Origin of the sequence: Campylobacter iguaniorum (genome assembly GCF_000736415.1) — a bacterium.
GTDB lineage: Bacteria > Campylobacterota > Campylobacteria > Campylobacterales > Campylobacteraceae > Campylobacter > Campylobacter iguaniorum.
Genome location: NZ_CP009043.1, coordinates 305,755 through 317,150 on the forward strand (window position 1 = coordinate 305,755; position 11,396 = coordinate 317,150).

At 38.1% G+C, this 11,396-nt stretch carries 11 protein-coding genes; 10 read left to right on the forward strand and 1 reads right to left on the reverse strand.

What is annotated here, in order from left to right; translation table 11 throughout:
• Window positions 1-152 precede the first annotated feature (152 nt).
• Window positions 153-557, forward strand: coding sequence for a tetratricopeptide repeat protein (locus tag CIG1485E_RS01615; protein WP_051870893.1), 405 nt, complete (start codon window positions 153-155; stop codon window positions 555-557).
• A 202-nt stretch (window positions 558-759) separates the two neighbouring features.
• Here the strand turns inward: CIG1485E_RS01615 and CIG1485E_RS01620 are convergent, their stop codons facing one another.
• Window positions 760-1,935, reverse strand: coding sequence for an MFS transporter (locus CIG1485E_RS01620; protein ID WP_038453004.1), 1,176 nt, complete (start codon window positions 1,933-1,935; stop codon window positions 760-762).
• 231 nt (window positions 1,936-2,166) lie between these two features.
• Between CIG1485E_RS01620 and fabZ the strand changes: the two genes are divergently transcribed.
• From fabZ to CIG1485E_RS01665, 9 genes are all read left to right on the forward strand, one after another.
• Entirely contained in the window at window positions 2,167-2,613 is a 447-nt protein-coding gene (gene fabZ, locus CIG1485E_RS01625; RefSeq protein ID WP_038453006.1) for a 3-hydroxyacyl-ACP dehydratase FabZ, read from the forward strand.
• A gap of 11 nt (window positions 2,614-2,624) precedes the next feature.
• Complete coding sequence (lpxA, locus tag CIG1485E_RS01630) at window positions 2,625-3,413, forward strand: acyl-ACP--UDP-N-acetylglucosamine O-acyltransferase (protein WP_038453007.1); 789 nt, start codon at window positions 2,625-2,627, stop codon at window positions 3,411-3,413.
• Window positions 3,413-4,636 (forward strand): ATP-dependent Clp protease ATP-binding subunit ClpX, encoded by a 1,224-nt coding sequence (gene clpX, locus CIG1485E_RS01635; RefSeq protein ID WP_038453009.1) that lies wholly within the window; start codon window positions 3,413-3,415, stop codon window positions 4,634-4,636. Before lpxA ends, clpX begins: the two co-directional genes overlap by 1 nt.
• A gap of 12 nt (window positions 4,637-4,648) precedes the next feature.
• On the forward strand, window positions 4,649-5,686 hold the full coding sequence (locus CIG1485E_RS01640; protein WP_038453011.1) for a rod shape-determining protein: 1,038 nt from the start codon (window positions 4,649-4,651) through the stop codon (window positions 5,684-5,686).
• Complete coding sequence (gene mreC, locus CIG1485E_RS01645) at window positions 5,676-6,428, forward strand: rod shape-determining protein MreC (protein WP_038453013.1); 753 nt, start codon at window positions 5,676-5,678, stop codon at window positions 6,426-6,428. The genes CIG1485E_RS01640 and mreC overlap by 11 nt, the downstream gene beginning before the upstream one ends.
• The gene (gene carB / locus CIG1485E_RS01650) at window positions 6,429-9,683 is read left to right on the forward strand and encodes a carbamoyl-phosphate synthase large subunit (protein WP_038453015.1); all 3,255 of its coding nucleotides are present in this window, start codon (window positions 6,429-6,431) and stop codon (window positions 9,681-9,683) included. It abuts the gene before it with no gap.
• The gene (locus tag CIG1485E_RS01655; RefSeq protein ID WP_038453018.1) at window positions 9,680-10,519 is read left to right on the forward strand and encodes a beta/alpha barrel domain-containing protein; all 840 of its coding nucleotides are present in this window, start codon (window positions 9,680-9,682) and stop codon (window positions 10,517-10,519) included. The genes carB and CIG1485E_RS01655 overlap by 4 nt, the downstream gene beginning before the upstream one ends.
• Window positions 10,516-10,938 (forward strand): Sua5 YciO YrdC YwlC family protein, encoded by a 423-nt coding sequence (locus tag CIG1485E_RS01660; protein ID WP_038453020.1) that lies wholly within the window; start codon window positions 10,516-10,518, stop codon window positions 10,936-10,938. The genes CIG1485E_RS01655 and CIG1485E_RS01660 overlap by 4 nt, the downstream gene beginning before the upstream one ends.
• A 68-nt stretch (window positions 10,939-11,006) precedes the next feature.
• The gene (locus tag CIG1485E_RS01665) at window positions 11,007-11,387 is read left to right on the forward strand and encodes a tetratricopeptide repeat protein (RefSeq protein ID WP_144242165.1); all 381 of its coding nucleotides are present in this window, start codon (window positions 11,007-11,009) and stop codon (window positions 11,385-11,387) included.
• Window positions 11,388-11,396: the final 9 nt, after the last annotated feature.

Genomic DNA, 11,396 nt, shown 5'->3' on the forward strand with positions numbered 1-11,396 from the left:
CGAACGAAGCAATCTACCTTGGTAATCTAAGCCAAATTGTTTAAATTTGATACAAATTTAAACCAAATCCTTATACTTTGCTTTTAAAATTATATCGATGTAAGCTCATTTTGGGTTAAATTTAGGCTTTGATAATGCAAAAAGGATGGGAAATGAAGAAATTCGTTTTAGGTTTAGTAGCTTTAGTTATTGTGACTTTTAGTGGTGAATTGGAAGATGGAGAAAAGGCTTATCAAAATAGTGATTTTAAAAAAGCATTTCAATCATTTATAAAAGTCTGTAATAGTAAAAATCTTAGTGGTTGTAATTGGCTAGGAGTTTTATATGCAAAAGGTCAAGGCACCAAACAAAACTACTTCAAAGCTAAAGAATACTATCAAAAAGCTTGTGATGGTGGAAATGTTTTTGGTTGCAATAATCTTGGAAATTTGTATAGAGATAGCCAAGGTGTTAAACAAAATAAAACAAAAGCCAAAGAATTATTCGGTAAGGCTTGTGATATGGGAAATCAATATGGTTGCGATCAATATGCTAAGCTAAATTCTCAAGGATATTAAGTAAATTTAGTGGATTTTTAGCTGTGGATTGCTTCGTCGCTCGCTCCTCGCAATGACGCCCACATCAGTGGGGCTACTTTTAAGGGCTTTGCTCTTAAAAGTTTTAGGCTGTGGATTGCTTCGCCTTTTTGCTTCTAGCAATGGCGAAGTTGGTTGAATTTAATCACAATTGCCCTTTTTGGCTTGTCCTAATAAATATAAACTAACTAAATTTAGACACTTTATAAGTCATAAATGCTAAAAATGATGCACTAAAAAGTATAATGCTACTAGATATAAAAGTCGTTTGATATCCAAAAGTATCAAAAACTATACCGCCAAAACTAGCACCAAAAGCGATAGCAAGCTGGACGACTGCCACCATCGCGCCTCCTGCGGCTTCGGCTTTTGCTGGTGCTACCTTGCTTAGCCAAGTCCACCAAGCTACTGGCGCAGAAGTGCCTAAAAGCCCCCAAAATCCAAGCAAAACAAACATCGCTAGCAGTGATTTTGCAAAAATAGTGATCAAGAGCGAAACCACAGCCATACAAATAGGTATGAAAATCAACAAGCTAAAAAGCCTTGTTTTTAGAATATTTCCTATGATAAATGTCCCTATAAGCCCACAAAATCCCATAAAAAGTAGCACTGCTGAGAGCTGGTTTATGCTTACGCTAGTTTGGACTTCTAAGAATGGTCTTAGATATGTAAAAAGTACAAACTGCCCCATGAAAAATAGCGTCACACTAAGCATTCCAAGCCCAATTTGCTTATCTTTAAACAGTCCAAAAATTGTGCCTATTCGTGGGCTATGTCCGGCTTTGTGCGTTGTGGGTAAATTTGGCATACTTTTATAAAGCCATAAAAACGTGATTAATGCTAGTGGTACTATGATAAAAAACGCTCCTCTCCAGCCGATGATACCACCAAGAAAGCTGCCAAGTGGGGCTGCTATGAGAGTAGAAAGTGCGTTTCCGCCATTTAGTATAGCTAGTGCCTTTGGGACTGATATTTGTGGGACTAATCTCATCACAGTAGCAGCACTCATAGACCAAAATCCACCAATGCAAATCCCAAGCATAGCTCTGCCGATAGTTAGCACAAGTTCATTTGGCGCGAATGCAACCACTACACCAGATATTCCCATAAAAATAGTAAAAAATAAAAGTATGCTTTTTCTATCTACTTTTGGGACGATTGATGTCAAAAAAAGCGCTGTTAACAAAGCAAAAATACCAGCCACAGATATACTTTGTCCAGCCTCTCCATTTGATATATTTAAGTCATTTGCGATAGGAGTTAGCAAGCTAACTGGCATAAACTCACTAGCGACAAGCACAAAAGCTCCAAGACTCATAGCCCACACAGCTCCCCATCTTGGGTTAATTCGTTCAGTCATTATCTTCCTTAATTCTGATTTTTTTGGGCGGTATTATATAAAAAATCATTCAAATTCAATTAGAATAATACTCCTGAAATCTTGCACAATTCTACAAATTATCAAATTTATATATATTTTTATTAAAAAAATTTGATTAAATAATTTTTGATTTTTTTATCCCGTTTTATCTAACTATTTGCTAATTTTTGATAAAATTGAGCATTTATATTAACTAAAAGGCATTGTCTTATGATAGATGTAGTAGAAATCCAAAAAATTTTACCACACAGATACCCATTTTTATTGATCGATAGAGTTTGCGGGCTTGAGGCCGGCAAAAGCGTGCATGCGTACAAAAACGTAACAATCGGCGAGCAAATTTTCCAAGGACACTTTCCAGGACACCCTATCTATCCTGGCGTAATGATTATCGAGGGCATGGCTCAAGCTGGTGGGATTTTGGCATTTAAAAGCGTAGAAGACACAAGCGATATGAGCATAGAAAACAAAGTTGTATATTTTATGAGTATTGATAGGGCTAAATTTAGAAATCCAGTTCGTCCTGGCGACAAACTAGAGTATAGACTAGAAGTGCTAAAACACAAAGGAAATATCTGGGTCTTAGACGGCAAGGCTTACGTAGATGATAAGCTTGTAGCTGAAGCTGAGCTAAAAGCTATGATAGTTGATAAATAAAGTTGAAAATAATGAGCAAAATTCATCCAACCGCAGTCATCGAAGATGGAGCGATAATCGGCAGTGAGTGTGTGATAGAGCCTTACGCTTTTATAAGCCAAAATGCAGTTTTGGGAGATAATGTCACTATAAAACAAGGCGCAAGGATAGTCGGCGACACTCACATAGGAAGTGGAAGTAAAATTTACAGCTATGCCATCGTAGGAGATATCCCTCAAGATGTGAGCTACAAGCCAGAGGATTTAGGCGGAGTAAGAATAGGGGCAAACGCTACTATACGTGAGTTTTGTACGATCAACTCAGGCACGCAAAAAGGCGATGGCTTCACTAGAATAGGCGATAATGCTTTTATCATGGCTTACGTGCATATTGCCCATGATTGCTTACTAGCTAATAACATAATCCTAGCCAATAACGTAACCCTAGCAGGACATGTGGAAATAGAAGATCACGTGGTAATAGGTGGCTTAACTCCCGTGCATCAGTTTGTCAAAATCGGCGAAAGTTGCATGATAGCTGGAGCTTCAGCATTGTCTCAAGACGTGGTGCCATACTGTTTAGCTGAAGGAAATAGGGCTTATATAAGAAGCTTAAATTTAGTGGGAATAAGAAGAAGATTTAGCAAAGATGTGGTTGAAGAGATAAATAAAGCTTATAAATTTTTATTTAGAAGTGGTGGAGGGCTAAAGGATAGAGCTGATGAGCTATTAGCCTCAAATCCAAATGAATATGCAAAAAAAATGTGCGAATTTATTATAAATACAAAAAGAGGGATTCCGCTTGAAAAGAGATGTGATTAATGGCTAGAAAGTGTAGTTTTTGTGGAGAGAGTGAAGCAAACGATAGAAAGCTTCTAGCAAATGAAAATGATAGTGCGTTTATATGTGAATATTGCGTGGACGCTGCGTATCTAGCAATACACGGCGAAGAGAGCGTAGGCGGTGGCGAGCATGATAGCATAAAAGATTATAAAGATATAACTCCAAAGCTTCTAAAAGATGTTTTAGATAGCTATGTAATAGGTCAAGAAAAGGCCAAAAAAGTCTTTAGTGTGGGTGTTTATAACCATTATAAAAGAATATTTAAACAAAATGATATAGAAGATGACACCGAAATATCAAAATCAAATATCTTACTCATAGGTCCAACAGGAAGTGGCAAAACCCTAATGGCTCAGACTTTGGCTAAATTCCTAGACGTTCCTATCGCGATTTGTGATGCTACTAGCCTTACAGAGGCTGGATATGTGGGCGAAGATGTAGAAAACATACTTACAAAGCTGCTCCAAGCAGCTGATGGCGACGTAGCAAGAGCACAGCAAGGTATAGTTTTTGTCGATGAAGTAGATAAGATAGCAAGAATGGGCGAAAATCGCTCTATCACTCGTGATGTAAGTGGCGAAGGCGTCCAACAAGCCTTGCTTAAAATCATCGAAGGAAGCGTGGTAAATATCCCACCAAAAGGCGGAAGAAAGCATCCAAATCAAGAATTTATCCAAATAGATACTACAAATATTTTATTTGTTTGTGGTGGTGCGTTTGATGGATTAAGTGAGATAATCGAGCGAAGAATTGGCAAAAACATACTTGGCTTTGGTCAAGAAAAACGTGGTCGTGATGACAAGGTAAATTTGATAAGTTTAGTAGAGCCTGATGATTTGGTACATTTTGGTTTGATTCCTGAGCTTATCGGAAGACTTCATGCGATCGCTACATTAAACGAAATCACAGTAGATGATATGGTGAAGATTTTAACCGAGCCAAAAAACGCACTTTTGAAGCAATATCAAAAGCTATTTGCGATTGATGGTGCAAATCTTAAATTTGATGAAGAGGCTATAAAAGAGGTCGCAACTCAAGCAATAAATAGAAAAACAGGCGCTAGAGGTCTAAGAAGCATTATGGAAGAGATTATGATAGACATCATGTTTGACCTTCCAGAGCTTAAGGGCTATGATGTAGTTATATCAAAAGAAGTCGCTATGGGCGAGGCAAAACCACTGCTAGTAAAAGTAAAAAATTAAGAGAGGATATAGATGATATTAGATCAGATTATTGGATTTTTTTCAAGTGATATGGGTATAGATCTTGGAACTGCAAACACCCTTGTTTTGGTAAAAGATAAGGGAATAGTTATAAACGAGCCAAGCGTTGTGGCAGTCCAAAGAGAAAAGTATGGAAAACAAAAGATTCTAGCAGTCGGTCACGATGCAAAAGAGATGGTCGGTAAGACTCCAGGCGATATAGAGGCTATCCGTCCTATGAGAGATGGAGTTATCGCTGATTTTGATATGACTGAAAAAATGATAAGATACTTCATAGAAAAAACTCACAAAAGAAAGAGCTTTTTACGTCCTCGCATCATCATCTCAGTGCCTTATGGTCTAACTCAAGTAGAAAGAAAAGCAGTTCGCGAAAGCGCTCTTAGTGCTGGAGCTAGAGAGGTTTTCTTAATCGAAGAGCCTATGGCAGCAGCAATTGGAGCAAATTTACCTATACGTGAGCCTCAAGGTAGCCTTGTAGTAGATATCGGTGGTGGTACGACTGAGATAGGCGTAGTATCACTTGGTGGTCTTGTTATAAGTAAATCCATAAGAACAGCTGGAGATAAGATTGATAATAGCATTGTAAATTATGTCAAAGAAAAATACAATCTACTAATAGGCGAAAGAACTGGCGAAGATATCAAGATCAAAATCGGCTCAGCAGTCCAACTACCAAAAGAGCTTTCTATTGTAGTAAAAGGTAGAGATCAAGTAGGAGGGCTTCTAAGTAGAGTAGAGCTAACTAGCGAAGATGTCAGAGAGGCGATGCGTGAACCGCTAAAAGAGATAGCTGACGCACTAAAAACAGTCCTTGAGATGATGCCACCAGACTTGGCTGGTGATATAGTCGAGCGTGGTGTCGTGCTAACTGGTGGTGGAGCATTGATACGTGGGCTTGATAAGTATCTTGCTGATATAGTCAAGCTTCCAGTTTACGTGGCAGATGAACCGCTTCTTGCAGTAGCTAAAGGTACTGGAAAAGCACTAGAAGAGATAAGTTTACTTCAGCAGTTAATGAATGAAGAGTAAGATCAAAGTAGCAGCCATAACTATATCTTTGGCTTTTGTATCAGTATATCTAAGCGACCATGCAAGAGCTATTTTTGTCGGTGGAGCAGGCTCATCAGTCGGGCTTTACCAAAATGCTATAACATATATAAGAGATAGAATAAATGAGCATTTTAGACAAGTAGAAGAGATAAAAGCACTAAGAGCTCAAAATATAGAGCTAGAGCGTTCGGCTGCTTTGCTTTCGACATTTGCATATGAGTTAAACAATGTCTTGAGTGATAAAAACTCAAGCTCATATGCGCCACAAATCAAACAAGTAAGAGCCTTGACCTATGCCAAAATAGGCGATTATGATAAAGTTTGGTTGGATTTTAAAGATTTTGATAAAGATAAAATTTACGGCATGATATATAAAGGCAAAAGTGCAGGTATAGTTGTAAATAAAGACAGCAAGCCACTTGGTCTTTTACAAACAGATCCTGGATCTATATTTTCTGTTTATATAGGCGATGAGAAAATTGCAGGTATTGCAAAAGGAAACAATAAAAATATAATCATAAAATATATATCACAGTGGTTAAATCCAAAAATCGGAGATGAGGTCTATACAAGTGGCCTTGATGATATATTTTTTGGGGGTATTCCAGTTGGAAAAGTAGTAGAGATAAAAGAAGAAGATCTGTATAAGAGTGCAATAGTCGAACCTGATAATAAAATAGAAGTTCCATCATATTTATACGTAGTTACAAAAGGAAAATAAATGCCAAAAAGAGAAGATATCAAGACAATTTTACTTATAGGAAGTGGGCCGATCATCATCGGACAAGCATGTGAGTTCGACTACAGCGGAACTCAAGCTGCAAAGACTCTAAAAGAGCTAGGATATAGAGTAGTTCTTATAAACTCAAATCCAGCTACCATAATGACTGATCCAGACTTTGCTGATGCTACTTACGTGGAGCCAATTACAAAAGAAAGTATCGGTCGCATTATCAAAAAAGAAAACGTCGATGCGATTTTGCCTACTATGGGCGGACAGGTTGCATTAAATGTCGCAATGGAACTTTTTGAAAATGATATGCTTGGAGATGTTAAATTCTTAGGCGCAAATCCTGCTGCTATCAAAAAAGGCGAAGACAGAGTTGCATTCAAAGAAGCGATGATAAAAATCGGTATGGATCTGCCTAAATCAATGTATGCTTACAATATGGAAGACGCTATGGCAGCTGCTTTGGACATCGGATTTCCGCTTATCATAAGAGCTAGCTATACTCTTGGCGGCGCTGGAAGTGGAGTTGCTTATAATATAGATGAATTTAGAGATTTAGCAGAAGCTGGAATCGACGCAAGTCCGATAAATGAAATTTTGATCGAAGAGAGTTTGCTTGGCTGGAAAGAATACGAAATGGAGGTCATCAGAGATAGAAATGACAACTGCATTATCGTCTGTTCCATAGAAAACCTTGATCCTATGGGTGTGCATACTGGAGATAGTATCACCATCGCACCAGCTCTTACTCTAACAGACAAAGAGTATCAGCATATGCGTGATTCTAGTTTTAAAATCCTAAGAGAGATTGGTGTTGATACTGGTGGCTCTAACGTGCAGTTTGCTATAAATCCAAAAAACGGTCGTATGACAGTCATCGAGATGAATCCACGCGTTAGCCGTAGCTCAGCTCTAGCTAGTAAAGCAACAGGTTATCCAATAGCCAAAGTTGCAACAATGCTTGCAGTGGGCTTTACTCTTGATGAAATCAAAAATGACATCACAGGCACACCGGCGAGTTTCGAGCCAGTTATCGACTATATCGTTACCAAAATCCCTCGTTTTACATTTGAAAAATTCCCAGGCTCAAACCCATATCTTGGCACTGCGATGAAGAGCGTGGGTGAGGTCATGGCAATAGGCAGGAGCTTTAAAGAAAGTATCCAAAAAGCACTTTGTTCTATGGAAAAAGATTACGCTGGATTTGACTTTTTAAGCTTAAGCGAAGAAGAGCTTACATTTGGTCTTAGAAACGCCCACGAAAAGAGAATCCTATACGTCGCTCAAGCATTTAGAAATGGCAAAAGTGTAGATGATGTCTTTAATTTAACTAAAATCGATCCATGGTTTTTAAATCAAATTTGGGAGATAGTAGAGTTTGAAAAATCAGTCGATATGGATATTTTAAACGATAAAGATCTTTTAAGAAAAGCCAAAACTTGGGGCTTTAGCGATAAAATGATAGCCAAGCTAATAGATAAAGAAGACAACCTTGAGCTTAGCCAAAACGACATTTATTACGCCAGAATGAAACACGGGATAAATTTAGAATACAACGAAGTTGATACTTGTAGTGGTGAGTTTAAGGCACTTACTCCTTATCTTTATAGTAGCACAAATATCACTCCAAATTTACCAAGTCTAGCAGTTGATTCATCTAAGAAAAAGGTTCTCATCATCGGCGGAGGCCCAAACAGAATTGGTCAAGGTATAGAGTTTGATTACTGCTGCGTGCATGCAAGTTACGCTCTAAAAGACCTTGGTATCACAACTATCATGTACAACTGCAACCCAGAAACCGTATCTACTGACTATGATACAAGCGATATTTTGTACTTTGAGCCAATTGATTTTGAGCATTTAAGAGCAGTTATCGAGCGTGAAAATCCAGACGGCGTCATCGTGCATTTTGGTGGTCAAACTCCACTTAAATTTTCAAAACGCCTCACAATGATAGGCACCAAAATCATAGGAACTAGCGCAAGAGTCATCGACACAGCAGAAGATAGGAAAAAATTTAGTGAGTTTATCAGTAAAATCGGTGTCAAACAGCCAGACAACGACACAGCTACAAGCCAAAATGAAGCCATAGAAAAAGCTGCTAAAATCGGCTATCCAGTCCTTGTACGTCCTAGCTACGTGCTTGGAGGTCGTGCTATGAGAAGAGTTCATAATGAAGCTGAGCTAAAAGAGTATATGAATGAAGCAGTAAAAGTCAGCAACAACTCTCCAGTGCTTTTGGATAAATTCTTACAAGACGCCACAGAGCTTGACGTGGACGCTATAAGCGATGGCAAAGATGTATATATCGGCTCAATCATGGAGCATATCGAAGAGGCTGGAATCCACAGTGGAGATAGCGCAAGCATACTTCCACCACAAAATTTAAGCAAAGATATTATATCTCAAGTCGAAATTTGCACCAAAGATATAGCTCTTAGCCTTGGCGTAATTGGTCTTATGAATATCCAGTTTGCTATCTATCAAAATGAGCTTTATATCATCGAAGTAAACCCAAGAGCCAGCCGTACTGTGCCGTTTGTAAGCAAGGCTACTGGCATTCCTATGGCAAAAGTCGCAACCCGCGTGATGTGGCAAGGAAACTTGGTAGAAGCACTTAAATTTTACGATAAATTTGGCGTGGTGACATTTAGCAATAGCATTTACAAACCAAATGTTGGAAGTAGAATTTGCGTTAAAGAAAGCGTATTTCCGTTTAATAAGCTAAGTGGAGCTGATTTGATTTTGGGTCCAGAGATGAAGAGTACTGGCGAGGTTATGGGTATCAGTGATAGTTTTGCAAAAAGCTTTGTAAAAAGCCAAATCGCAGCTAAAAATATATTGCCAAGTGGCGGAAAAGTCTTTATCAGCTTAGCTGACGCGGATAAAGAGCGTGGCGTAGAGCTAGCTAGTGAGTTTGTAAAACTTGGATTTGAAGTCTTGGCAACTGGCGGCACATATAAATACTTAAGCGATGCTAAAGTAAGCTGCGAAATGGTATACAAAATCAGTGAAGGTCGCCCAAATATCGAAGATAAGCTCAAAAATAGCGAGATAGCATTAGCAGTCAATACAAGCGATAATAAAAGTAGTTCAAGCGACGCTCACAAGATCCGCCAAGCCGTGCTTAGATTTAAAATACCATATTTTACAAATATGAACGCAGCTTTGGTAGCGGCAAACTCAATCAGCTCAAACGAAGCGGCACTAGAGGTCAAAAGCTTACAAGAGTGGCTTAAAAAATGATAAAATTTACAAGATCAGAGCTAGAGAGTCTCATTGAAAATGACGCTCCTTTTGATGATCTTACCACTGATTTGCTAGGCATTAGCAAACTTGCAAAGCTAAGAGTTTATACAAGAAGCGATATAACTCTTAGCTGCCTTGACGCGGTTAGTGATATATCAAACATCTATAATCTTGATTTTAAAAGTAAATTTACAAACTCCAAAGAGGCGAAATCTGGTGATGAGCTTTTAGAAATTATTGGAGATTTTGGCGTTTTGCATAGGATTTATAAAAGCATTCAAAATCTGCTTGAATACGCTTGTGGCATCGCTACAAAGGCAAATTTGATAGTAAAAAATGCAAAAAGCGTAAATCCAAACTGCGAAGTTTTAGTCACTAGAAAAGTATTTCCATTTGCCAAAAAGCTTTGTTTGAAAGCCGCACTTGAAGGCGGGGCAAATATCCATAGAACCGGGCTTAGTGATAGTGTTTTGTTTTTTAGTAATCACACAAATGCTTATGATAGTCTAGATAATTTTTTCGCTGATATAGCTAAATTTAAAGCCAAACTTTGCGAGCGAAAGATAATGGCTGAAAGCGAGAGCCTAGAGCTTGCAAAAGAGCTTTTAAAAGCTGGAATAGACGGCGTCCAGTGTGATAAAATGAGTGTAGAAGATATAGCAAATTTAGTGAAATTTAGAGATAAAAACTTCCAAAATGCTGTCATTTTAGCAGCTGGTGGCATTGATGAGCTAAACGCAGCTGACTACGCACAAACTGACATAAACGCTATCGTGACAAGTGCAGTTTATAAAGGTATCGCAAATTTGGGAGCTAAAATAGAGCTAATATGATCTATCTAGCTCAAACTGACACAACTGCTGGATTTCTCAGTCAAAGTCTGCTTGAAATAAATCTAGCAAAAGGTCGCAGAAGTGATCAGCCATGCCTAATTTGCGTGAGTAAATTTAAAAATCTTGCTAAATTTACCCGCATTCCGACTAAGTTTAAAAATCTAGTTCGCCGTTCATCAAGAACAACTTTTATCTATCCAAATAATCAAGCTCTAAGAGTGGTAAAAAATCACCCACATTCGCAGTTTTTAGATGATATTATTTGGGCATATTCAAGTAGTGCAAACGCTCACGGCAAGGGCTTTGATATAGAGTTTGCCAAAGCCAAAGCAGATGTCATCATCGATGAAGAATTTCACCAAAGCTCACCATCAAAAATATATAAAATTTCAAGAACAAAGCTAAGAAAAATAAGATAAACTTTAAAGAGTTATAAAGTAAAATTTTAGTTTAATAACGTTTTATTAGTTTTGAGAGGGGCTAAAATTTGAAAAAGATAGTTTTATGTTTGTCTGTTTTATCGTCATTTTGTTTTGGAGATGACTATGAAGATGCTATTTCGCTTTACAAAAATGGTGATTTATCAAACGCAGCAATTTTATTACAAAAGTCTTGCGACGCCAAAAACGCCGCTGCTTGCGAACTTCTTGGATATATGTATGACAACGCTATGGGCGTGGATCAAGACTACAAAAAAGCAGCCAAGCTTTACGAATTAGCTTGCGACTTGGGAAATGCTGGAAGCTGCTATAATCTAGCTATCATGTATAAAAACGGCGGTGGCGTGACTAAAAATCCTGCAAAAGCAAAGGAGCTCTTTACAAAAGCTTGCGATATCGGACTGAAGATAGGTTGCGACAACAAGTAGCGACCAAAA

Excerpts from the sequence above, each read along its gene's own strand:
- clpX (WP_038453009.1), top strand. The coding sequence starts at position 3,413 with ATGGCTAGAAAGTGTAGTTTTTGTGGAGAGAGTGAAGCAAACGATAGA.
- CIG1485E_RS01640 (WP_038453011.1), top strand. The coding sequence starts at position 4,649 with ATGATATTAGATCAGATTATTGGATTTTTTTCAAGTGATATGGGTATA.
- carB (WP_038453015.1), top strand. The coding sequence starts at position 6,429 with ATGCCAAAAAGAGAAGATATCAAGACAATTTTACTTATAGGAAGTGGG.
- mreC (WP_038453013.1), top strand. The coding sequence starts at position 5,676 with ATGAAGAGTAAGATCAAAGTAGCAGCCATAACTATATCTTTGGCTTTT.
- lpxA (WP_038453007.1), top strand. The coding sequence starts at position 2,625 with ATGAGCAAAATTCATCCAACCGCAGTCATCGAAGATGGAGCGATAATC.
- CIG1485E_RS01660 (WP_038453020.1), top strand. The coding sequence starts at position 10,516 with ATGATCTATCTAGCTCAAACTGACACAACTGCTGGATTTCTCAGTCAA.
- fabZ (WP_038453006.1), top strand. The coding sequence starts at position 2,167 with ATGATAGATGTAGTAGAAATCCAAAAAATTTTACCACACAGATACCCA.
- CIG1485E_RS01655 (WP_038453018.1), top strand. The coding sequence starts at position 9,680 with ATGATAAAATTTACAAGATCAGAGCTAGAGAGTCTCATTGAAAATGAC.
- CIG1485E_RS01620 (WP_038453004.1), bottom strand. The coding sequence starts at position 1,935 with ATGACTGAACGAATTAACCCAAGATGGGGAGCTGTGTGGGCTATGAGT.
- CIG1485E_RS01615 (WP_051870893.1), top strand. The coding sequence starts at position 153 with ATGAAGAAATTCGTTTTAGGTTTAGTAGCTTTAGTTATTGTGACTTTT.